The organism is Bacillus sp. RC51 (genome assembly GCF_044908115.1).
GTDB classification, from domain to species: domain Bacteria; phylum Bacillota; class Bacilli; order Bacillales; family Bacillaceae_G; genus Bacillus_A; species Bacillus_A mycoides.
Genome location: NZ_JBIYCW010000001.1, coordinates 38646 through 61020, shown reverse-complemented (window position 1 = coordinate 61020; position 22375 = coordinate 38646). Strand labels below are relative to the sequence as shown.

At 34.8% G+C, this 22375-nt stretch carries 24 protein-coding genes, 1 riboswitch and 1 other annotated feature; of the genes, 8 read left to right on the top strand and 16 right to left on the bottom strand.

Annotated features, from left to right (window positions below; all coding sequences use genetic code 11):
- Positions 1-48: 48 nt before the first annotated feature.
- Positions 49-2088, bottom strand: a complete 2040-nt coding sequence (locus tag ABH959_RS00330) for a transglycosylase domain-containing protein (protein ID WP_113937029.1) — start codon at positions 2086-2088, stop codon at positions 49-51.
- 311 nt (positions 2089-2399) lie between these two features.
- Between ABH959_RS00330 and ABH959_RS00325 the strand changes: the two genes are divergently transcribed.
- The 3 genes from ABH959_RS00325 (at position 2400) to ABH959_RS00315 (ending at position 4948) form a co-directional block, all read left to right on the top strand.
- Positions 2400-3020, top strand: coding sequence for a DUF47 domain-containing protein (locus tag ABH959_RS00325; RefSeq protein WP_000231445.1), 621 nt, complete (start codon positions 2400-2402; stop codon positions 3018-3020).
- An 11-nt stretch (positions 3021-3031) separates the two neighbouring features.
- Positions 3032-4030 carry an inorganic phosphate transporter gene (locus ABH959_RS00320; RefSeq protein ID WP_002030715.1) on the top strand — a complete coding sequence of 333 codons (999 nt, stop codon included), beginning with the start codon at positions 3032-3034 and terminating at the stop codon, positions 4028-4030.
- Positions 4031-4147: 117 nt separating this feature from the next.
- Positions 4148-4948 carry a sulfite exporter TauE/SafE family protein gene (locus ABH959_RS00315; RefSeq protein WP_002086690.1) on the top strand — a complete coding sequence of 267 codons (801 nt, stop codon included), beginning with the start codon at positions 4148-4150 and terminating at the stop codon, positions 4946-4948.
- Between the two features lie 293 nt (positions 4949-5241).
- Here ABH959_RS00315 and ABH959_RS00310 read toward each other — a convergent pair whose 3' ends face one another.
- Positions 5242-5469 carry a hypothetical protein gene (locus ABH959_RS00310; RefSeq protein WP_000883004.1) on the bottom strand — a complete coding sequence of 76 codons (228 nt, stop codon included), beginning with the start codon at positions 5467-5469 and terminating at the stop codon, positions 5242-5244.
- Between the two features lie 170 nt (positions 5470-5639).
- On the opposite strand from ABH959_RS00310, the gene ABH959_RS00305 reads away from it, so the two are divergent.
- The gene (locus ABH959_RS00305; RefSeq protein ID WP_002086692.1) at positions 5640-6152 is read left to right on the top strand and encodes a Crp/Fnr family transcriptional regulator; all 513 of its coding nucleotides are present in this window, start codon (positions 5640-5642) and stop codon (positions 6150-6152) included.
- 30 nt (positions 6153-6182) lie between these two features.
- Here the strand turns inward: ABH959_RS00305 and hmpA are convergent, their stop codons facing one another.
- The 3 genes from hmpA to ABH959_RS00290 all read right to left on the bottom strand — a co-directional run bounded on the left by hmpA (position 6183) and on the right by ABH959_RS00290 (position 9342).
- Positions 6183-7391, bottom strand: coding sequence for an NO-inducible flavohemoprotein (gene hmpA / locus ABH959_RS00300; RefSeq protein WP_404492156.1), 1209 nt, complete (start codon positions 7389-7391; stop codon positions 6183-6185).
- Between the two features lie 220 nt (positions 7392-7611).
- Positions 7612-8130 (bottom strand): hypothetical protein, encoded by a 519-nt coding sequence (locus ABH959_RS00295; RefSeq protein ID WP_113937027.1) that lies wholly within the window; start codon positions 8128-8130, stop codon positions 7612-7614.
- 114 nt (positions 8131-8244) lie between these two features.
- Positions 8245-9342 (bottom strand): site-2 protease family protein, encoded by a 1098-nt coding sequence (locus ABH959_RS00290; RefSeq protein ID WP_113937026.1) that lies wholly within the window; start codon positions 9340-9342, stop codon positions 8245-8247.
- Positions 9343-9494: 152 nt separating this feature from the next.
- On the opposite strand from ABH959_RS00290, the gene ABH959_RS00285 reads away from it, so the two are divergent.
- Entirely contained in the window at positions 9495-9692 is a 198-nt protein-coding gene (locus ABH959_RS00285; protein WP_404492155.1) for a hypothetical protein, read from the top strand.
- A gap of 128 nt (positions 9693-9820) precedes the next feature.
- On the opposite strand, the gene ABH959_RS00280 is transcribed toward ABH959_RS00285, so the two are convergent.
- On the bottom strand, positions 9821-10672 hold the full coding sequence (locus ABH959_RS00280; protein WP_113937025.1) for a YhfM domain-containing protein: 852 nt from the start codon (positions 10670-10672) through the stop codon (positions 9821-9823).
- Between the two features lie 108 nt (positions 10673-10780).
- Here ABH959_RS00280 and ABH959_RS00275 point away from each other — a divergent pair, with 108 nt between their 5' ends.
- Entirely contained in the window at positions 10781-11557 is a 777-nt protein-coding gene (locus tag ABH959_RS00275) for a class I SAM-dependent methyltransferase (protein ID WP_404492154.1), read from the top strand.
- A gap of 39 nt (positions 11558-11596) precedes the next feature.
- Here the strand turns inward: ABH959_RS00275 and ABH959_RS00270 are convergent, their stop codons facing one another.
- Complete coding sequence (locus ABH959_RS00270) at positions 11597-11806, bottom strand: hypothetical protein (protein WP_000880630.1); 210 nt, start codon at positions 11804-11806, stop codon at positions 11597-11599.
- A gap of 262 nt (positions 11807-12068) precedes the next feature.
- Positions 12069-12327, top strand: a binding site (T-box leader).
- Positions 12328-12384: 57 nt separating this feature from the next.
- On the opposite strand from ABH959_RS00270, the gene brnQ3 reads away from it, so the two are divergent.
- A complete protein-coding gene (gene brnQ3 / locus ABH959_RS00265; RefSeq protein ID WP_269481058.1) occupies positions 12385-13740 on the top strand; it encodes a branched-chain amino acid transport system II carrier protein BrnQ3 in 1356 nt (451 codons plus the stop codon).
- Between the two features lie 24 nt (positions 13741-13764).
- On the opposite strand, the gene ABH959_RS00260 is transcribed toward brnQ3, so the two are convergent.
- The 6 genes from ABH959_RS00260 to ABH959_RS00235 form a co-directional block, all read right to left on the bottom strand.
- On the bottom strand, positions 13765-14121 hold the full coding sequence (locus tag ABH959_RS00260) for a DUF3992 domain-containing protein (protein WP_002126339.1): 357 nt from the start codon (positions 14119-14121) through the stop codon (positions 13765-13767).
- Positions 14122-14131: 10 nt separating this feature from the next.
- The gene (locus tag ABH959_RS00255) at positions 14132-14764 is read right to left on the bottom strand and encodes a response regulator (RefSeq protein WP_000598709.1); all 633 of its coding nucleotides are present in this window, start codon (positions 14762-14764) and stop codon (positions 14132-14134) included.
- Positions 14761-15816, bottom strand: coding sequence for a sensor histidine kinase (locus ABH959_RS00250; protein WP_002011673.1), 1056 nt, complete (start codon positions 15814-15816; stop codon positions 14761-14763). Before ABH959_RS00250 ends, ABH959_RS00255 begins: the two co-directional genes overlap by 4 nt.
- Positions 15816-16556 carry a cell wall-active antibiotics response protein LiaF gene (gene liaF, locus ABH959_RS00245; protein ID WP_404492153.1) on the bottom strand — a complete coding sequence of 247 codons (741 nt, stop codon included), beginning with the start codon at positions 16554-16556 and terminating at the stop codon, positions 15816-15818. Before liaF ends, ABH959_RS00250 begins: the two co-directional genes overlap by 1 nt.
- Positions 16557-16662: 106 nt before the next feature.
- Positions 16663-17325, bottom strand: a complete 663-nt coding sequence (locus ABH959_RS00240) for a PspA/IM30 family protein (protein ID WP_002011675.1) — start codon at positions 17323-17325, stop codon at positions 16663-16665.
- A gap of 44 nt (positions 17326-17369) precedes the next feature.
- Positions 17370-17726 (bottom strand): lmo0954 family membrane protein, encoded by a 357-nt coding sequence (locus ABH959_RS00235; RefSeq protein WP_002011676.1) that lies wholly within the window; start codon positions 17724-17726, stop codon positions 17370-17372.
- A 309-nt stretch (positions 17727-18035) separates the two neighbouring features.
- Between ABH959_RS00235 and ABH959_RS00230 the strand changes: the two genes are divergently transcribed.
- Positions 18036-18458, top strand: a complete 423-nt coding sequence (locus ABH959_RS00230; RefSeq protein WP_002149464.1) for a GNAT family N-acetyltransferase — start codon at positions 18036-18038, stop codon at positions 18456-18458.
- A 68-nt stretch (positions 18459-18526) separates the two neighbouring features.
- On the opposite strand, the gene ABH959_RS00225 is transcribed toward ABH959_RS00230, so the two are convergent.
- The 3 genes from ABH959_RS00225 to gltP form a co-directional block, all read right to left on the bottom strand.
- Positions 18527-19843 (bottom strand): Na+/H+ antiporter NhaC family protein, encoded by a 1317-nt coding sequence (locus ABH959_RS00225; RefSeq protein ID WP_002149465.1) that lies wholly within the window; start codon positions 19841-19843, stop codon positions 18527-18529.
- A 94-nt stretch (positions 19844-19937) separates the two neighbouring features.
- Positions 19938-20043: riboswitch (SAM riboswitch) on the bottom strand.
- Between the two features lie 120 nt (positions 20044-20163).
- Positions 20164-20682 carry a ribonuclease FAU-1 family protein gene (locus ABH959_RS00220; protein ID WP_002149466.1) on the bottom strand — a complete coding sequence of 173 codons (519 nt, stop codon included), beginning with the start codon at positions 20680-20682 and terminating at the stop codon, positions 20164-20166.
- A 68-nt stretch (positions 20683-20750) separates the two neighbouring features.
- Positions 20751-22025: a glutamate/aspartate:proton symporter GltP gene (gene gltP, locus ABH959_RS00215; RefSeq protein ID WP_002086711.1), complete on the bottom strand. Its 1275-nt coding sequence runs from the start codon at positions 22023-22025 to the stop codon at positions 20751-20753.
- Positions 22026-22375 lie beyond the last annotated feature (350 nt).

The following is a 22375-nucleotide window of genomic DNA, read 5'->3' as shown; positions in this document are numbered from 1 at the left end:
CGCTCATTTCTCATAAAAAAGAGGCGAACTCGCTATTCGCCTCTTTTTTTACCAAAATGGAATCCACTCTTTCACTTTATCTATCCATTCATTTTGCTGTTCTTTTCTTTGTTGTTCCTCTTCTTTTCGTTTTTTCTCTTCTTCTTTCCTTCGTTTTTCTTCCTCAATCATTTTTAATTGTTTTGTATAATCCGCCTCAGGTATTAGTGATAACTGAAATGCCTTTTGAGTTGGATTTCCATTCGCTTTCTTCATAATATCCCGGAACATTGTCGTTGTAATTTGGCTGCCTCCTGGCACATAATGCTCACTATCCGTTTTATCATACCCTACCCAAATCGCACCTACTAAATCCGGTGTGTATCCAACAAACCACGAATCCTTCGCACCAGTGCTTGGTCCATTTACAAGCTGGGTAGTCCCTGTCTTGCCTGCGGTATCGATATTATTAACTTTCGCTTTTTCCCCTGTTCCCCTTTCAATAACACCTTTTAATAAGTATGTCATCTTTTGGGCAACTTTCTCGTTCGTCACACGAGTTTCTTTCTTATACCATTTTCCAATTGTTTCCCCTTCAGCATTTTGGATTTCTCTAATGGCATGAGCTTCTACTTGGACACCATCATTTGCAAGTGCGCTATACGCTTGAGCCATTACAAATGGTGAAGTCCCTACATGCATACCTCCTAAAGCAATCGGATACGTATGGTCTTCAGGCTCTAATGGAATACCAAACCGCTCTAAAGATTTCAATCCTTTATCTAATCCAATTTTCTCTAATAGCCAAACTGCTGAAACATTATATGACTTTGCCACCGCTTCATACATCGTCACATTACCATGGAACGTATGATCACTATTTTGTGGTGCATATTCTTTAATATTAAACGGTTCATCTTTTAAGACATCGTATACTTCATATCCTTGTTCTAACGCTGGTACATACACTGCAAGAGGCTTTAACGTTGAACCTGGCTGTCTTTTTAATTGTGTTGCATGATTAAACTGCAAAAATTGATAAGGACCTCTGCCTCCAACTAAAGCCGGAACACCGCCAGTTTTTGGATTCATAAGGACCACTCCAGTTTGCATAAGCTGATCTGAGCCACTATCTTTAAAATAACTATCATTATTCACAACATCTTCAACCGCTTGTTGTTTTTTCGAGTCAAGTTCCGTATAAATACGATAGCCACCTGCTAAAATTTCATTTTGTGTTAATTCATACTTGTCCATCGCTTCTCTAACAATATAATCTACGTATTGAGAATATTTCCCCTTATATTTATCGTCAACACCACGTCGTAATACAAGACCTGATTCTTTCTCCTGATTATATTGTTCTTCAGAAATATATCCTTGCTCCTTCATTAAACCTAATACGACATTACGTCTTTCAATTGATTTATTAAAGTTTTTATACGGCGAATACGCAGATGGCGCTTTAATTAATCCTGCAATCGTTGCGGCTTCTGAAATCGTTAAGTCTTTTACTTCTTTATCAAAATAAGATTTAGCTGCTCTTTTTATCCCCCAAGCACCTTCACCAAAATAAATTTGATTCATATACATTTCAACAATTTCATCTTTCGTATAAGTACGTTCTATTTTTTTCGTTAGAAAGTATTCCTTTATTTTACGCGAGAATGTACGGTCTTGCGTTAAAAATACATTTTTCGCAAGTTGCTGTGTAATTGTACTACCACCTGCCACAACTTCACCGGCTGTAATGTTCTTAAATACAGCACTTATAATTCCACTATAGTAAATACCATGATGACTAAAAAATTCCTTATCTTCTACTGCAACAATTGCTTGAACCATAATATCAGGAATATCTTTCCTTTTGACCCCTTCTGTTTTAGAAGAAGCTAATTTAGTCGCAACTTCATTATTTGCATCATAAATTAAAGTCGGTTGTGGAACAGCTTGTTTTAATTCAGATATATCTTGAATGGAAATTATTATATTTACAACAATAAATAGAGTAGCAAGTAAACTTCCCAGTACAATTAATGAATTGCGTAGTTTCTTCCTCTTATTGAACCACTCAAGCGTTTTTTTAAAGTGAGTGTTCTTCAATTTCATTGGTTCACTTCCTTCATTTGTTTACACTCTTCTTTTTAAAAGGAAGAATATACCTCCTTTTAAATTTATTATAATAACGTAGTCGTTCCTATAGTGTAAAGCTTTTCTTTCACATTCATACTTTTTGCAAGAAAAGGACATTCTACAAGTAAGATATTCATCGTTGAGTATTAATATTATTAATACAACAATGAGAGTTATGTTAAGTTTTTGTAAACTTTTCGATAAAATGTTTTAAAAAACGACAGTTTTTTGTTAGAATTGATTAGCCAATATATTTTACATATATTACTTTTGTGGGGGTAACAATAATGGTCTTTAAATCAAAAAAAGATAAATTTTCTGAAATGCTTATGAACGTTTCCGAAAATTTAAAAGAAGGCGCGCAGTTTTTCGTGGAGTATAAAATTAAAAATGCTAGCGATTTAAAAGAGTTTTCTATGCGCATGAAAGAGTATGAGTCAAAAGGTGACTCATTCATTCACGAAATCATTATGGAGCTAAACAAAGCGTTTATTACTCCTATTGAACGTGAAGACATCCTACAACTTGCAATGAGTATGGATGATGTATTAGACGGATTAGATCACAGTGCTGGTCTATTCGAAATGTATTCTATTACAGAAGCTGATGAATACATGATTAAATTCGTTGAAGCAATTAATCAATGTGCGATTGAGATTGCAAATTCTGTTGAACTACTTTCTAAAAAGAAATTAGTCGATATTCGTACAAATGCGATCAAGATTAAGGATTACGAGTCACAATGTGATGATATTCGCCGTCATGCGATTAAGCACTTATTCTCTCGTGAGAAAGATCCGATTAAGATTATTCAATTTAAAGAGATTTACGAAGAGCTTGAAGAAGTAGCTGATAGCTGTCAAAGCGTTGCAAACGTATTAGAAACAATCATTATGAAGAACGCGTAAGGAGTTTGATCATGGATACACTCTTGATACTGACCGTTTTAGTAGTCATTTGCGCTTTAGCTTTTGACTTTATCAATGGATTTCACGATACAGCAAACGCTATTGCAACGGCTGTTTCAACGAAAGCTCTAAAGCCTAGACATGCAATTGTTATGGCAGCTATTATGAACTTTTTAGGTGCGATGACATTTACAGGTGTAGCAAAAACGATTACAAAAGATATTGTTGACCCGTTTGCTTTGCAAAATGGTTCTCTTGTAATTTTAGCTGCTTTGCTTGCGGCAATAGTCTGGAATTTGATCACTTGGTACTATGGCATTCCAAGTAGTTCTTCGCATGCAATCATTGGCGCAATCGCTGGTGCAGCAATTGCTGCTGCTGGTATTAGCGCATTAAACTATAAAGGGTTTATAAAAATTCTTGAAGCTTTAATCATTTCACCGATCATCGCTTTTGTTATTGGTTACATCGTATATAGTATTTTTAAAGTGGTATTTAAAAACTTTAACTTAACGAAAACGAACAAGAACTTCCGTATATTCCAGATTTTCACCGCTGCATTGCAAGCTTATACGCACGGTACGAATGATGCACAAAAAGCAATGGGAATCATTACGATGGCTCTTATGGCCAATAACTATCATACTTCTGGCGATATCCCTTTCTGGGTACAATTATCTTGTGCAATCGCAATGGGTCTTGGTACTTCTGTCGGTGGTTGGAAAATTATTAAAACTGTCGGTGGACAAATTATGAAAATTCGTCCTGTAAATGGTGTAGCTGCCGATTTATCATCATCACTTGTTATTTTCGGCGCAACATTTATTCACTTACCGGTTAGTACGACGCACGTTATCTCTTCTTCTATTTTAGGAGTTGGTGCTTCACATCGCGTGAAAGGTGTAAAATGGGGAACTGCAAAACGCATGTTAATTACATGGGTTATTACACTTCCTATTTCAGCTTCTTTAGCTGCATTATTTTACTACTTATTACACTTAATCTTTTAATCAAAAGTCGTCTTCCTTATTTTTCTAGGAAGACGACTTTTTTGTGAACAAGCCTATTTCTTATTAAAAAGCGTGTATAATGATTGATGGATAAGTTATATAGAGGAGTTGGCAATTTTGGAATACATCATGTTACTTTTCATCGGATTAATCGCCGGGACAGTCGGGAGCCTAGTCGGACTTGGAGGCGGAATTATTATCGTTCCGTTATTAATTGGATTACACAGTTTATCACCACAACTCGCAGTAGGAACTTCTATGGTAACAGTCGTTTTTACAGGGCTGGCTTCTACCCTTACTTATATGAAACATAAACGGGTAGATTATAAAAGTGGACTTATTTTATTTATCGGGAGTGGCCCTGGTGGTATTATCGGATCATGGGCAAACAAATTTTTAAACCAAGATACATTTTCTTTATACTTTGGGATTTTTCTTATATTCGTCTCCATTCTTCTTATACTACGAGACAAATTGAAACCTCTTTCCCTATCAAATATGACTGTAATTAAGCGATCTTTTACAGATAACGAAGGAAATACTGTAGACTATCAATTTCCACCATTTCTCGCTATCTTTATTGCCTTTATAGTTGGATTTATATCCGGATTATTTGGAATCGGTGGTGGTGCCTTACTTGTGCCAGCGATGATGCTCCTTTTTGCGTTCCCAGCACACATTGCTGTAGCAACTTCAATGTTTATCGTATTTCTCTCAGCAATTGTAAGTTCTTTAACTCACATCTCTCTAGGAAATGTCAGCTGGGCTTATGCATTAATTCTTATTCCTGGTGCATGGATTGGCGGAAAAATCGGGGCTTATATTAACACAAAATTAAGCGGTAATGCAGTAATTAATTTATTACGTATCACATTAATTATTCTTGGAACTAGATTAATCATTACTTCATTTTTATAACGCGTTCTTTCTAGAATGCGTTTTTTCTTATACACATGAATATAAAAAGGCTCCTAGGAGAACAAATAAAACTAAACAAACACTTAATAGCATAAAATTTGAAATATGTAATTTCTTCAAGTTGATCACTCCTATAGCTATGACTGTTATCTTTATGATAGCGAAAAAACAGTTATCTTACAGTTACAAAGCGCTAACAATGCAAAATCATTTATTACAAATTTTATCCTTATATTTCATTTCTTTGTATAATCTATCGATTCAATAAAAAAAGATGTCATATTGACATCTTTTTAGTGAAGAAGTGACCATCCCATAAAGTCTTCATGTACTTGGCACGCCCTCTTATCGTTTCGATCATATAATTCAGCATAACTATCTGTTTCTTCATCATAAGCCATCGTATAAATAATTTGGCCGTCTATTTCAACGGATAAAACGACTCCACCTTTCATCTCTTCTACATGAATGATAGCATTCGCCGGAATTCTCATATCCGTCATCTTCATCGCATCTAACAATATACTAAACCCCCTACAGCGTATTCATTGCTAGTACTATTACACACTAAATAGTATACTACTGTAATAGCATACATTTCGTCAATGAAATTGCTGTTTAAAAAGCATATTGTCTTTATACATATACGCTAAAATATAAGAAATAGAAATGTTTTAATGGAGGGCTAACATTGATTCTACATAAGGGAGATGTATTATTCCGTCAAGGTGAGGACGGTCCATTATATTTTATAAAAACAGGTTTATTAAAAGTTATTCGGTTAGAAGAAGACGGAACACCATTTTTATTTAATATTATCGTTCCTGGTGAAACGATACCTCACCATTCTTTAATTTCACCGAAGGAATATCACGGTACAGCTATCGCTTTAATGAAAACAGAAGTTGAGCCTATAATTAGCAATGAATGGTACGACAAACTTCAGGCAAATCCTGCATCATATGAAAATATCGCTATACAATTACAATCGAAGTTAAGAATGATGCAACAGCGTATCGATCAATTGACAACTGTCTCTCCTAAAGAGCGCCTTCATCGTTTACAAGAGTGGTTCACCTTTTATTTAGGTGACATCCCTATTTATGAAATATTAACACAAACTGAAATTGGTCAGCTCATAGGTGTACGCCGCGAAACAGTAAATCGCTTACTTAGAGAACAAGCAAAAAACGAGGTAAAATAATACCTCGTTTTTTTGCTTGGCAACGTTAACCTATTGTAAGCTTGCTGCGGGACCGAAAAATTCATAATGAATGTTCTCTTGTTTAACACCCAAATCAATTAATGCAGTATTTATATGTTTCATAAATGGTACTGGACCGCAGAAATAAAATTCTGCTTCAGTCGTTGGAATAATAGTTTGTAACCATTCACGTTCAATGAATCCTTCTTGATCAAAATTCTTCATTTCCACATCTTGCTCTGTCGGTGAAGAATAGCAAGTATATGCTTTAACTTGTTCATACTCTTTTTCTACTGTCTCAACATGCTCTTTCATCGCATGTGTATTACTATTTATCGCCGCATGAACAAAGCATACATTACGCTTTGATTCTTGTTCAATTAACGTATTTAACATACTCATCATCGGTGTAATACCTACTCCACCACTAATTAGTACGACAGGTAATGTTGACTCCATATTTAATACGAAATCTCCCGCTGGTGCACTTACTGGTAAGACATCTCCTTCCCCTACATGATCATGTAAGTAATTAGATACTTTACCATCTGGTGTATCTACACCTTTTTCTTTCTTTACACTAATACGATAATATTCTTTTCCAGGAGCATCAGATAAGCTATATTGACGATTATGCGTATATGTTTCACCTTCAATATTTATTTGAATCGTTACATATTGTCCTGGGATGAATGAAGAAACTTTCCCGCCATCTTCAGGTTTTAAATAAAATGATGTAATAACATCGCTTTCCTTCACTTTTTTAACAATCATAAAGTTGCGGAAATCTTTCCATCCACCTTCTTTATGTGCAGCTTCTTCATACATACCCGCTTCAATGCTAATGAATGCATCAGCAATGACGCCATACGCTTCTCCCCATGCATTTAAAACTTCATCAGGTGCGCCTGCGACCTCTTTAATCGCTCGTAGTAAGCATGTACCTACTATTGGATAATGCTCTGCTTTAATACCTAAACTTCTATGCTTATGACCGATTTGTTTTACAACTGGAATAATAGCTTCTAAATTATCAATGTACATTGCAGCTGCATATACAGCATTTGCTAACGCTTGTTGTTGTCTTCCCTTTTTCTGATTCGTATGGTTAAAAATATTCAATAACTCCGGATGTTCCGAAAATAAAATTTGATAAAATCTCGTTGTAATTTCAACGCCTTTTTCTTGTAATAACGGTACTGTTGACTTTACGATTTCAATTGTTTTTGCATTTAACATTGTATCCCACTCCTCTATTTCCTTAACTGTTTTTAGTTTAACTGAATTGTATAATACATATTGTGATTTTAATCACTATTAACATGGTGTTTTTGTGAAAAATATATGAACAAAAACATATTAAATAAATTTTAACTAGTGGCGTGCTCCCATACGCTACTAATTATTAGCCTCATTAATTGGGCTCAAAAAAAGGCTAACTAGAATTCTAGCTAGCCTACTACTTCGTTTGTATCGCTTGTTCAATTACTTGTATATTCTGCCCATCTCCAAACTCGGTATACCCCCATACATTCGTCTCACCTTTATATTTATTTACAAGTATATCCAAGTCATGATATACGCGATGAGCATAGACTACATACTCAATATTCTGAAGCCCCACACCTTTTTTTACAATTTCATAACTTCTATTCACATCGCGTTTTATTTTTTCATTTTTTATTTCTTTATGTATATTTTTTAAAGAAGGTTCTTGCTCTTGAAACCATTGTTTAAAATGTTTCCAATCCCCATCTGTATATTTCTCTGCCTTACCGTAGTTCAAGAAATTATTATAACTTTCATGTGTCGTACGAACAAATTCGAGTGTCTTCTTCTTCTCTTGCACATCTTCTATTTGTGCTACTGTATTTACTCCAGCAGACTTATTCGCATAATACAATAGTACTTTCATAAGACTATAGCTCGCTATTGCCATTACAGTAATAGCTACCAATACACTTAACAATTTCTTCATATACAGAACTCCTTTTCTACTATGAATATTACAATGTACTGTTACACTTGTAACATTCTCTCGCAGAAATGTAATTCCTGTTTAAATCCTCCTTTTCATTTCGACACTATTTTTCTACAAACTTCTCCTTGGTAAATGCTCTTGTAAAACAACATAACCTTCATAAGCTGTATAACCGAGTATAGCCATTAATCCGATATAACAAGCAAATACTGTCCATTTCGTTTTCGTATCGACTTTATAATAATTTTCTTGTTGTTCCTTTTCTGTTTCCCATTCATTTAATTTTCTTTCTGACATTTCAAATGCTTCTCTTATATGAATTGTATGCATTTCTTTTTCATCTTCATATGGGACATAATCAAGTGGCTCAAATTTTGGTAAAAGGTACTCTAGCACTTCAATCTTTTGAAGTTCTCCTGTTTTTAATTCTTTTTCACGTTCTCTTTGTCTTAATACATTCATTTCATGGTGAATCATATAAATCGTTCGATGCACCGCATCAGTTTCTTTTAATTCCTCTTCAAGCCTAGTAACATATTCTTTCATTCCATCGATTTTATATCCTAATTCCTTAATCGGCTCATCTCTCTTTATTACTCTATATAGTTCCATACAGCCGATAATAAAAATAAATCCTCCTAAAATACTCTTGAAGTAAATAGAATAGCCGAGTAGTAAAACTAGCCCTGCCCCCCAAATTTTCGTGCTTACAACTGAAATTATTCGTCCACCATCTAATGGAGAAACTGGAATTAAGTTAAAGAAATTAATCATACTTCCAAGTAAAATAATAAGCGCCCAAAACGGCTCTTTCGTGATTATATACAGTGGGATCGCGGGTAAAAATGAAAGCAATCCGAAAAGAGGTCCCATATATGCAATGTAAGCTTCATCTTTTGCATTTTTCGGCATCTCTTTCATCCCAATAAGAGCTCCCATAAATGGTATGAAGATTGCTGGCGATGTTGGTATCCCTTTCTTTCTCGCTGCCCATAAATGCCCCATCTCATGTACAAACAATAAATATACGAGTGCTACCCCAAACTTCCAACCATATATGACTGCGTATGCACCAAGCGATAAAAACATACTAAATACTGTTGAAAATTTTGCTAACTTAAAAATTGCAAATACCCATTTTAACTTAGATAGTAAAAATAACCCTATTGCAACTATAACTCCCCATAATCCTTTTTTATTATTTTTCATATTCCTCTCCTTTATCTCGCTTTATTGAGTCATATACACTCATCAAAACTTATTCTTTTTCTCTATTATGACATATTTTTTTCTATTGTTAGAAATAATGTTTATTCCATCCATTTTTAGCCAAAAATAAAAATAAAAGGAGGTAAATACAAATGAAATTACAATCTCTTATGATAGGCGCTCTATCGTTTTTAGCTTCAACTCTTATTTTTTATACCATCAGCTACGTATTATTATTAGATTGGTTGCCAAATCACTTATTTATAGCCCTTATTATTCTTTCCGCTCTTATGATTTCCTTTCTAATTACACGAAAATCAATGAATGAGCCATCTGCAAAAGCAAAATAATAGAGGGGATCTTTCCCCTCTATTATCATTTCCTAGGAAAGGCCATATAGACTTTATGATTCTTACTACCCTCTATTTACGGGCAGTAAGAATCAGCGGGGGATGCCCCCACTGATTAAAATTTCACTTTATCTTTGTAAATTCATTTTTTCACCATACTCTTTAACAATTTGAATAATGTTTTGAAATGCTCCTACTTTTTCTTTCTTACTATTTAATATTTGTAAATCGTGATTATCATAATAGGTTTCTAGTGATTTTAATTGTGATTCTGAAGCATCTTTTATCGGAACAGTAACATTCAACTCATACTGTTTATACCCTTCCTTTACTTTTTCAGCTGAAATTATTTCACTCTCTTTTGCGCCAATTAATTTTTGAACCTTTTCCGGGAAAATTAATTGCAAATAATATTCTTGTTCCTTCGCTAACTTATTATATAGTGATTGTGAAATCGTATAACGTACTGTATAATTCATTTTTTGATCACCCGCTTTAATATGAAACGCAGTAATCTGCAAATCTTTTTTCGTTATTTCCGTTAAAGGCCCTACCTGCATCTCATCTTCTTTTTGTTCTGGAATCTTTGGAAAGATAGCCAAAAGCTTTTCCGTATCTTTTTCGTTAAGCATATACATATCTTTCTTATATTGAATCCATCCTCGGCGATCTTCTCCTCTTAACCATGCATAATATGTTTCTTTTTTTCCATCACTACTAATTTGTATTTCATATTCCGGTTCACCAAAACTACCCGTTACTTCTTGTTTTTCCGCTTTGTTTATAATATCCACCACTAACTCCGCATCTATTTTCTTTAATTTTTTTTCTTCTGTACCTTTTTGTATAACAGTTATTTGTAATGGTTCTTTCACTTCATTCACTGTCTCCTCTACTTGTTTCGATTCTTTCTTTTGCTCTGCTTGACCACACGACGCGAGTAAAATAACACATAAAACCATTAAATATTTTCCTTTCAAATCGATTCTCCTTTTCCAATAAGAAATTCTTATAATTCTCATACATAAAACAAAAACGTTACATTATATAGAATGAGCTATACTATACAATGAAGGGAGGATTTTACAATGTCCATTAATTTTCATGATGCAAATAATAAGTATACGTATGCAAGTCGTAACGCACATATTTCATGGCAGGAAACAATAAACAATATTGTAGATGTGCAAAATAAACAAGTAATTGATATAGGTTGTGGTGGCGGCATTTACACGAAAGAACTTGCTCTTATGGGAGCCAAAAGTGTTGTTGGGCTTGATTTTTCAAAAGAAATATTACAAGCTGCAAAAGAAAATTGTAACGACTTCCCAAACATTTCATTCATTCACGGTGATGCACATAATATCTCATTCCCTAATGAAACATTCGACCTTGTCATTTCTCGTGCAGTCATTCATCATTTACATGATATTCCCACATTTATACGAGAGGCTTCTCGCATATTAAAAAAAGACGGTATACTTATTTTACAAGACCGAACTATTGAAGATTGTACAATTCCAGGAAGTCCTGAACACCTTCGTGGATATTTTTTCTCTGTCTTTCCAAAACTCATTGAAACAGAAGCGAAAAGAAGACCAAAAACCACTACTATTCAGCAAGAATTACAACAATATTCTCTTCAAGTGTTCCCCATACAAACACAATGGGAAGTACGAAAAGTACATGATTCTGTAGAGGCTTTGCTACAAGATTTATCTCCTCGAACAGGCCGATCCATTCTATATGAACTAACAGATAATGAACTTTCTCAACTTCTACATCATATCCAAACGGCATTACAAAACGTCTCTCCTATCATCGAAAGAGATCGTTGGACAATTTGGAGCGCGAAAAAATTGTAAGGAAGGAAGCCTCACAAAGTAATGTGAGGCTTCCTTCTTTCATAATCTAATTTTGCAACACTCTTGATATCCTCCACTCCTGGCCTGTGCACTTCCACACTTCGGACATACTAAATATCTAGACTGATTTGTCAACAAACTACCTTTTTGAAAGAGTAAAACTTCTGCTTGTTTAAACGAACGCGAATAATATAACCACATAAAACCAATTATAGCAATAATGCCAAATAATACTCCCATCGCAAGCATTTCAGTCACCTCTTTTGGTTTGTTCTTTCCAGCAAGTGGATTGTTGTATTATTCTCTGCAAATTCAAACAATTCCTTCCTTACTCCTATAAATATCGATTTTCTCCATAATCTTTACAATTCTCTATAATGTTTTACAGCATTTTTACAAATAGTATTAACCCTTATATTCTCAGCTATATTTCTACAGGAAAGTCTATTTCCCAAAAAATATGTTGACTTTCTAAAAAAAACGTGTGAAAATACTGTCAGAATACTTGAATTAAAATTCATTGACGAGAACGAGTACGTTATAGGACTGTTCCCCAGAGAGTTGGCGATTTGCTGAAAGCCAACGTTCAGTGCTTAACCGAAAATCATCTCCGAGAAGTAGAACCGAATGCTAAAGTAAGTTCTTACCGGATGTCCCCCGTTACAAGGAACACGTATCATGTTGTACGTTGCAAAGCCGTATACATATAGATTTATTTCTACATGTATAAATTAGGGTGGTATCGCGGGTAATTATAACTCGTCCCTTTCTTTAGGGACGAGTTTTTTGTGTTCTTACAATGAATTTACAAAAAAGGAGGAAAAACAATGAACACTGTATCAAAAAAACATGTTTTTTTCACAGGCCTTATGCTATTTTCTTTATTTTTTGGGGCAGGAAATTTAATTTTCCCTCCAATGCTTGGACAAAATGCTGGTGAAAACTTTTGGCCAGCAATGATTGGTTTTTTACTAACAGGAGTCGGCTTACCACTACTTACTGTTATCGCTATTTCTCTATCAGGAAATGGAATGCAACAACTTGCAAGTCATGTTCACCCATTATTCGGAATATTCTTTACGGTAGTTGTATACATTGCAATCGGTCCATCTATGGGCATCCCACGTGTTGCTAATGTCGCTTATGAAATGGGGGTTAGTTCTTTCTTACCAGAAACTATTCGCTCTAGCAGCCTAGTGCTATTTTTATACACAGTCATCTTCTTTTCTATCGTATTTTGGCTTAGTTTGAACCCTTCTAAGCTCGTCGATCGTATCGGAAGTGTATTAACACCTATTTTATTACTCTCTATTTTTTTATTATTCGTTAAGAGTGTATTTACACCCCTCGGGCAATCTGGACCAGCCATGCAAGAGTATCAAACTTCTCCAATTTTCAAAGGTTTTATGGAAGGATACTTAACGATGGATACCATTTCAGCACTTGCATTTGGGATTATCGTTGTAAATGCAATTCGCTCAAAAGGTGTGAGTGATCGTAAATCAATTGCCATCGCTACAGCAAAAGCAGGACTTATTGCCGCTACTGGTCTCGTACTTGTATATGGTGCACTTGGCTGGCTCGGTACAACTAGTGTCTCTCTCGGATACGCAAAAAATGGAGGACAGCTACTTACCGTTATCGTACAACAATTATTCGGTCCATATGGTCTAATTCTGTTATCTCTTATCGTTACACTTGCTTGCTTAACAACATGCGTTGGACTTGTATCTGCGTGCAGTCAATACTTCTCAACATTATTGACAAAATTTTCATACAAAATGTTAGCAAGTGTCATTTGCTTGTTAGGATTATTAGTTGCCAACTTAGGTTTAACAAAAATTATCGCCATCTCTGTTCCTATTTTACTTGTTGTATATCCAGTTGCAATTGTACTCGTGTTATTATCATTACTTCATAAATACTTCGGTGGCTATCGATCTGTTTATGTATGTGCTTTAATCGGAACAGCAGTTGTTAGCGTTTTTGACGGATTAAAACAAGGGAATATTCCTGTTTCATTTATCACATCTTATTTTGAGTTTATTCCATTATATAATGAAGGAATTGGCTGGTTAGTACCAGCGTTAGTTGGGGCTATTATCGGTTTTGCTATCGCAAAATTAAGTCGTGCAAAAACAGTACCATTAACGGGGCATTCACCTGAATCGAAAGTATCATAAAAAAACTCCCATTTCGGGAGTTTTTTACATTTGATAAGAAGTATGATTAAAGCTACTTACTTTATAAGCTTTCGTATAGTAATCAATATTCGTATCCACTGTTTCTACTTTTACAACATCATAGCAATCTTCTTGCTTCACTAGAAATAAATAATATTCTTCTGTTGCCTCAATAATTGCAATACGATCTGTTTCAATATCATATTGTTCACAAAGTGCTTGCAACGCATTCACATAGTTACCTAATTTTTTCGTTTCATCCATTCCAAATATCGTTTGAACTAACATACACTCTCTCCCCTTTGTATGTACTGTTAACACCTTAATGATAACGCTTACATAAATAACCGTCAATAAAAAGCTTTGACCATATATAGTCAAAGCTTCCTTCTTATTTCGTCAATTGGTGTCTAAACGCATAAATAACCGCCTGTGTCCGGTCACTTACATTTAGCTTATTTAATATATTACTCACATGTGTCTTTACTGTTTTAAGGGCAATAAACAACTCATCTGCAATCTCTTGATTACTTTTCCCCTCTGCAATTAATAACAAAATTTCAGACTCTCTTTCTGTTAACTCCTCATGCAAAGGTTGTTCTTTCTTCTGACGCATACGAGACATCATTTTGCCAGTAACTTTCGGCTCTAATACCGTTTCCCCATCATAAGTAGCTCTTACAGCATCTGCAATATCACTCGCTCTTGATGTTTTTAATAAATAACTTGTCGCCCCCGCCTCAATAACAGGATATAACTTTTCATCATCTAAAAAGCTCGTGACAACTACAATTTTCGCTTCTGGCCATTCTTGAATAATAGCACGTGTCGCTTCAACCCCGTCCATCTCATCCATAACAAGGTCCATTAAAATAATATCCGGTCTTAATTGCAAAGCTAACTCTGAACCTTTTCTTCCATTTTCAGCTTCTCCAACTACTTCAATATCTGGCTGCGTTGATAAATATGCTGATACACCCATTCGAACCATTTCATGATCATCAACTAGTAATACTTTTATCATGATTCTCCCCCTCTCTCAATCATAATAGGTACTTTCACTTCTATTTGCGTACCTTTATTCGGAAAACTAAGAACTTTTAATGTACCACCAATTTCATGAACTCGCTCTTGCATTGACCTTAAACCGTATGAACCAGCCTTATTAACACCAACTTTAAACCCAACACCGTCATCAATAATTTTCAAAATCGCATATTGATCAATTTTCCGAAGGCGTACTTCGGTTTTCTTTGCCTTCGCATGCCGTAAAGTATTAGACAGCGCCTCTTGTACAATACGGAATAAATGATCCTCTACACCTTTTTTTAATTGAATCGGTTCAATTAACCATTCAATTTTCATATGTTGCTTTCTAGACAGTTCTGTTAATAATTCTTCTATACCCTCAGTTAGTTTCTTACCTTCTAACTGCACTGGGCGTAAATGAAGGAGCAATGCTCTCATTTCTGATTGTGCATTTACAACCATATTCTCAACAAGCTGCAACTGTTTTTTCGTCGTGTCTGGAATTTCAGCTGCTTGCTCATTAATGGCTGACATCATCATCGACATTGCAAAAAGCTGCTGACTTACAGAATCATGTAGCTCTCTCGCTAATCGATGCCTTTCTTGAGAAATCGCTTCTTGTCTCATCTCTTCATTCCAATGGGCTCGTTCATTCGTTACTTTTTGAAATAGCCCAGCTTGCTCCTCTAAGCGACGAGCAAGACCAATTACTTTTCGTTCCACTTCATGAAATTCATCGTCCGCAGTAAATGAAACATCACTCGGAAAATTCCCTCGCTCTACTTCAAATAGAAAAGTATTTAATCCTTGTATACGCTGTTCTATATAATAACCGATTGCATATCCTACAATTCCTCCGATAAGAAGACTCGTACTCATAATAAACAAGCCAATTGGAACAGAAGCAATGGATTCTTTCCAGAGTAAATCATAAACTTGTTGCTCGCTTTTCCATACATATACAATTGTACAAATAAGTGCGATACTCACAGAGGACAACATAGAATAACGAATATACATCCACGAAATATTCCTTTGTTTTTTCATTATACTTTCCTCACTTCCGTATCGCCTACGACAAGCGAAGAAATAATTTTAATACGACGAGGGGCTTCTTTATACTGTTCTGTTCTAAACGTAACATTACGGTTAAATCCAGTTTCTTCGTGTCCTGGCAGGAGCACTCGCCCAACAATAACAGAATGATTTAAAGACAATTCAATATCATATGGTACATATAAGCGAATATTACCAACGACGCCCCGAATCACAATAACCGTTTCTCCCTCTGGAATCATAGCAGTTGTTAAATCAATCTCGACGTCACAAGCACCATATTGGACGTTAATATCCTCTATTTCATAAATATGATCCATCATTCGTACATTACCTACAAACATATTTTTTATATACGGTTCTGTACGATATATTTGTTTTTCTTCATTTATATATCCCTGTTCTTTAATTTCAACTTTCATTGCTTTTTGCCGATGTCCTTGTTGAATAAGTTGATAACCAATTAAAGCTAAACAAGCAAACACAACAAGTACGAATGCCGCTGATGAAAATAAGAAGAATAAGAAGACAATACCACCGACAAATAAAAATACATTCCCTCTTACATAACGGTTCTTTTTTCGATAATGTCTTCCAAACATAATCATAATAAATGCAAATATTAGACCACCTGGTTCAAAATGTCCAAGTATCATATCAAGAAAAAGACCGAATCCAAATATGATGAGGAGCATCCCCATAAATTGTGTTTTTGAAAATTGCTTCTTCATTTCAGCTCCCCCCTCCTTGTCACATATACATAGAAGAAAAGGCATTGCTTTCCAACACCTTTTCTCCTATCACTATATCATAAGCCTGTTTTATTATATACTACAATTATTTTGTTACTTCTTTCGTTAACGATACTTCATTTTTCTCTTTCATTTCACTCTCTAGTTTTGCAATTTTCATATCAAATGTATCACGCTCATGCTCTTCATTTATACGAAGCTCTATGTCACGAATGTGATCTTCAATTTCTTCGAATCGTAAGAACGGATTATTTTCATCCATTTTATGCATAGCAGTATTCATACGGCGGTTTGCATGCGCCATATTTTCACGTGCCATTAATTCCATACGCTTTGCGTTCATTTCTTTTAATTTATTTTTCATTTCTGAAAGACGACGCTCTAACTCATCAATTTGCTCTACAACACCAGCATACATTTCTTCTAAGCGAGTTACTTGCCCTTCATAATACGCTACTTCTTCTAATGCACGTTCATGCAATTGCAATTCGCCTGCTTCTTGTGCGATGATAGCTTGCTTTGATCTTTTATTAACGAAATAACGTGCTTGCTCAAGCTCACGAGCGAAGTTAGATTTTAATGTTTTATGACGCTGAATTAATTTCTCAATTTTTGTTATTTCACGCTCACTATCGCGTAAATATTGGTTTAACATAGCAATTGGATTTTTTCTTTCTTTCTCATCTAACACATTATGAAAATCAGCTAAAATTGCATCGCGTACACGTCCGAATAAAGATTGTTTCATTATAATCTTCCTCTCTTCTACTTTATAATTTGATTTATTTTATATTAGTTTTTCATTAACTTGTTCCACTCATCTTCAAAGTTGCTATATGGTTTAGCACTTTCTGGAGCAGAATCAACAACTACATTTTTTCCTTTTTTCCACTCACGGTATCCGTAGTATAAAACTACTAATGCTGCGATACCGATTAATGCTGGGGAATGAGAAAGTGCAATGGACAAACCGATTAAACCAACAATACCCCAAGCTAACTTTCCAAAGAATGATTTAGCTCGCACAAATGATTTATAGCTCCAGTACACAACTCCTGCTCCAATGGCGAATCCTACAATACCAGCAAGACTACCAAGAGCAATTAAAGCCAAAATACCGGCTGCGATAAACGCTAGAAATTGTTTCATCTTGTGCTTGCCTCCCTTCGATTTGATACTCTTATCTTAACTATTTTTTCATTTTTTCATAACGAGCTTAAGAACCGTTTTTAACTCAGACTTAAGACTGAGTTAAATTCAGCCTTTTGCAAAACGAACATGTATGCGATGCGTATAGATACAGAAAAATTCTTATTCAATAACGGATGAAAATCTCAACTTGCGCGTCCAAAAAATTAGCAATACATACAAACGTTTATTAAATTACATTAAAAAAACATTAAGAAAATTATGTTAAAATAAATCAGAAAGCTATATTTAAATTAAAGGGGATATATCATGAATTTACACATTACGAAAGAAATCAATACCGCCGCTAAAAACTATATAAACAATCAGCTTTATGAATATAATTTAAAGCACTTTCCATCTGATTTAAGAGACAGATACTTAGAGATTCATTTATTTCTTAAAGATGAAAATGGTAAAATACGCGGGGGGATATTAGGTGAAGTCTGTTGGAATTGGTTAGAGATTCACTCTTTTATCATGGATGAAGATATACGTGCATTAGGGTATGGAACTAAACTGTTATTAGAAGTAGAAAAAATCGCTTTAGAAAGAAATTGTGATTTTATAAAAGTTGACACTTTAAGCTTTCAAGCATTAGATTTCTATAAAAAATACGGTTATAAAGAGTATGGTATCCTCGATAACGTAGGAAGAGATTATAAGCACTACTATTTGAAAAAGGATTTATAAATAATAAAAAACGCTCAGAGAATGTTCTCCGAGCGTTTTCAACTGCTAATAATAAATGTCTCTTTATGTTATGCAGTTTTATGATACTCTTTTTTTTCCGCCACTTTAGAAAACCTCGGGAAACCAATTAATATAGAAATGATTCCACATACTCCAACTAAAATTGGATAAAATGCATATGGTAACAATTCGACCGGAGATAACGCAGCAAATCCTGCCGCTGTTAACATTTGAGCACCATATGGGATTAACCCTTGTACACAACAAGAGAAAAGATCCAGTACACTCGCTGATTTACGGGGATCAATTTCATACTGATCTGCAATATTTTTCGCAAGCGGACCTGTAAAAATGATAGAGATTGTATTATTTGCTGTACACATATTCGTCATACTCACTAAGCCAGCAATACCGAACTCTGCTCCTTTTTTCGAACGAATATTACGCGTTAAAAGATTCATTAAATATTGAATACCACCATTATATTGGATTAGTTCGACCATACCACCGATTAAAATGGCAAGTAATACTAACTCCATCATACCGCCCATTCCAGTCGTTACACTTTTAAAGAAACTCTCCAACGTGTAACTTCCATCTATAAGACCGATAGCGCCAGATAATACAGTTCCACCAGTTAACACAATAAGTACATTCCAGCCAAGTAGCGCGGTAATAAGTACTCCTGCATACGGTAAAATCTTTATCCAGTCAAAACTATGGGCTTTAACTTGTGTATCACTTCCTAAAGTAATTATTACTAATAGTACAATTGTAATAATAGCGGCTGGTAATACAATTAAAAAGTTCGTTTTAAACTTATCTTTCATTTCTGTTCCTTGTGAACGAACAGCAGCAATTGTTGTATCTGAAATAAATGATAAATTATCACCAAACATCGCTCCGCCCACAACAGTAGCCATCGCAAGTGCAATTGAGATATCAGTTTGCCCACTAATACCTACAGCAATTGGTGCTAGTGCTGCAATTGTTCCCATTGAAGTTCCCATCGCTAATGAAATAAATGCCCCTATAACAAAAATTCCAGCAACGATAAATCCTGGTGGCAAAATAGATAACGCTAAATTAACAGTTGAATCAACTCCGCCCATTCCTTTTGCTGTTTCAGAAAACGCCCCTGCAAGTACAAAAATTAATACCATAATCATAATATCCGGATTTCCTGCACCTTTAGCAAATCGTTCTACTTTCACATTAAAGCTTTCTTTACGATTCATCACTAAAGCAATTCCTACAGCAATTGAAATTGCTACAAGTATCGGCAATTTATAGAAATCACCTGTAATAATTCCAGAGCCAATAAATAGCGCCAAAAATATTCCAAGTGGTAATAACGCTAAACCATTTCCTCTCGTTTCTTTCAAAGTATCATCTCTCCCTAGTTTTCAACCTTTTCTAGTGAATAACAAAAGACCTCTTCCGATGAGAAGAGGTCTTATACATCTATAAGAAACACTCTTCTCATCTTTCAAGCACATGCTTGCTGGATTTGGCACAGCACTCTGAAATCGAGTCCGCTGCCGAGGCATCGTAGGGCCAGTCCCTCCGCCTCTCTTTATAAGAAGGTTTCATATTTATTTTTTAATAATAATTTCTTCCCTAACTTTACTCGCTTACAAAACAAAAGTCAATTATTTTTTGTATAGATTTTTTTGGTAATTATACAAAAATATGAATACATCAATCATTTTAACTTTTCAATTTCTTCATCCAATACTGAGATCCAATAAAATTCTCCATTTTTTATCGCTGATATAATCCACTTCGTTGTATGCCAAGCTAATTCATATTCTTCCTTCTTAACATCGTCCATTCTATAAGCATCCTCTAACTCATCTTCATCTAATACATAAATCTCACCGTTTGGTAACAATACGACATCTAAATATAAATCATCAAAATAAGGTAAACCACGCTCGTCTATTTTATATTCTTTCGTCACATCGATATAATATTGCACTAATTTTTGCTGATCATCTAACATAGCTGTAATTGCAAAGTTTTTGCCGTTTATAAAATATTGCATCCATGTATACCCATCACCTGCAATGCAAAGATTTTTACCGTTGTATTCTTTATGACTATGTTCTCTCACCTTTTTTATGTCCAGTATTCCTAACATTCCATCCTCTACTTGCTTAACCCTATAATCCTTCTCTATTAGTCGCTTCCACGAAGAACCGTCACCATATTTACGTTTCATTACGTCCGCTCCTCTTCTATATATAGAAAAGCCCCCACATATTATGTGAGAGCTTGTTCATATTATAATTAAGCTGCTTGACCCTTTTCAGATATCTCTTTTAAATAGGCTTGTCCTTTTTCAGCGTCATATTGACCTTCCCACTTAGACATAACTACAGCCGCTAAAGAGTTACCTACAACGTTAACTGCTGTACGAGCCATATCAAGAATACGGTCAATACCTGCAATAAACGCTAAACCTTCAGCTGGAATACCTACTGTACCAAGTGTTGCTAATAATACAACGAATGATACGCCCGGTACACCCGCGATACCTTTTGATGTAACCATTAATACAAGTAATAACGTAATTTGTTGTGTAATGGATAATTCAATACCGTACATTTGAGCTAAGAAAATTGCCGCAATTGCTTGATATAAAGTTGATCCATCTAAGTTAAATGAATAACCTGTTGGAATAACGAAAGATGTAATTGCTTTCGGACAACCGAACTTTTCCATTTTCTCCATAATTTTCGGTAAAACCGTTTCTGAACTTGCTGTAGAATACGCTAAGATCAGCTCGTCTTTTAAAATCTTAAAGAATTGGAAAATGTTTATTCCAAAGATTTTCGCTGTAAGTCCTAATACAACTACAACGAAGAAGATCATTGCCCCATATACTACAATGAGTAATTTCCCTAATGGAATTAATGAAGCTAATCCGAATGTAGAAACTGTAACACCAATTAATGCGAATACACCAAATGGTGCAAACTTCATAACTTGGTTCGTTACATAAAACATTGCATCTGCTACACCTTGGAAAAATTGTAGAACTGGTTTGCCACGCTCACCAACTGCTGCTACACCTAAACCAAATAATACTGAGAAGAAGATAATAGCAAGCATATCACCTTCAGCTAATGATTTCATAATGTTCGTCGGAACAATATTTACAAACGTATCTGCGAACGAATGACTTTGTACTTGCTCTGTCGTATGTGTATATTTAGAAATATCTGTTTTTGTTAACTTATCCATATCAACGCCTTTTCCAGGTTGGAAAATGTTTGCTATTAATAGACCGACAGCAATTGCAATCGTTGTAATAATTTCAAAGTAAATAATTGTTTTTCCGCCTAGTCGACCTAACTTTTTAACATCGCCAACACCAGCAACCCCAACAACAATACTCGCTACAACAATCGGTACAACAATCATCTTAATTAATCGGATGAAAATATCACCAATTGGTTGTAAGTACTTCACCACTTCCGGATTGCCAAAGAAAATCGCCCCAACTGCAATACCAAGCGCAAGTCCTATTAAAATTTGCCATGCAAGTCCTATTCTTTTCATACTTGTGGTAACCCCCTCTTCGATGTGTCACTCTATCTCTCATTCTATCTCTATAAAACTTGAAATTAAGAGTATTACATATTATTCGACAATTCACTACATTTTGTCCCTGTTGAAAATCATAAATCAAAATTTAAAATCTGACAACAAAATAAGTTTGCACGAATGCAAATAATTTTCTTGACAAAAACAAACTCCATGTCAGAAAACCTCACATGAAATCGATTCCTCACTAGTGATTGGTAGGTTTTTAAAATACTGTTTCATTATGGAAAACTCCATCATTTCCCATGTTTTTTTAAAAAAATATAGAAATTGATATCTTTTTCTATACATTCAAGAATTTTAAA

Coding starts and splice junctions, on each gene's coding strand:
- ABH959_RS00330 (WP_113937029.1), bottom strand. CDS start 2,088: ATGAAATTGAAGAACACTCACTTTAAAAAAACGCTTGAGTGGTTCAAT.
- ABH959_RS00325 (WP_000231445.1), top strand. CDS start 2,400: ATGGTCTTTAAATCAAAAAAAGATAAATTTTCTGAAATGCTTATGAAC.
- ABH959_RS00320 (WP_002030715.1), top strand. CDS start 3,032: ATGGATACACTCTTGATACTGACCGTTTTAGTAGTCATTTGCGCTTTA.
- hmpA (WP_404492156.1), bottom strand. CDS start 7,391: ATGTTAAATGCAAAAACAATTGAAATCGTAAAGTCAACAGTACCGTTA.
- ABH959_RS00295 (WP_113937027.1), bottom strand. CDS start 8,130: ATGAAGAAATTGTTAAGTGTATTGGTAGCTATTACTGTAATGGCAATA.
- ABH959_RS00290 (WP_113937026.1), bottom strand. CDS start 9,342: ATGAAAAATAATAAAAAAGGATTATGGGGAGTTATAGTTGCAATAGGG.
- ABH959_RS00285 (WP_404492155.1), top strand. CDS start 9,495: ATGAAATTACAATCTCTTATGATAGGCGCTCTATCGTTTTTAGCTTCA.
- ABH959_RS00275 (WP_404492154.1), top strand. CDS start 10,781: ATGTCCATTAATTTTCATGATGCAAATAATAAGTATACGTATGCAAGT.
- ABH959_RS00270 (WP_000880630.1), bottom strand. CDS start 11,806: ATGCTTGCGATGGGAGTATTATTTGGCATTATTGCTATAATTGGTTTT.
- brnQ3 (WP_269481058.1), top strand. CDS start 12,385: ATGAACACTGTATCAAAAAAACATGTTTTTTTCACAGGCCTTATGCTA.
- ABH959_RS00255 (WP_000598709.1), bottom strand. CDS start 14,764: ATGATAAAAGTATTACTAGTTGATGATCATGAAATGGTTCGAATGGGT.
- ABH959_RS00250 (WP_002011673.1), bottom strand. CDS start 15,816: ATGAAAAAACAAAGGAATATTTCGTGGATGTATATTCGTTATTCTATG.
- liaF (WP_404492153.1), bottom strand. CDS start 16,556: ATGAAGAAGCAATTTTCAAAAACACAATTTATGGGGATGCTCCTCATC.
- ABH959_RS00240 (WP_002011675.1), bottom strand. CDS start 17,325: ATGAAACAATCTTTATTCGGACGTGTACGCGATGCAATTTTAGCTGAT.
- ABH959_RS00235 (WP_002011676.1), bottom strand. CDS start 17,726: ATGAAACAATTTCTAGCGTTTATCGCAGCCGGTATTTTGGCTTTAATT.
- ABH959_RS00230 (WP_002149464.1), top strand. CDS start 18,036: ATGAATTTACACATTACGAAAGAAATCAATACCGCCGCTAAAAACTAT.
- ABH959_RS00220 (WP_002149466.1), bottom strand. CDS start 20,682: ATGAAACGTAAATATGGTGACGGTTCTTCGTGGAAGCGACTAATAGAG.
- gltP (WP_002086711.1), bottom strand. CDS start 22,025: ATGAAAAGAATAGGACTTGCATGGCAAATTTTAATAGGACTTGCGCTT.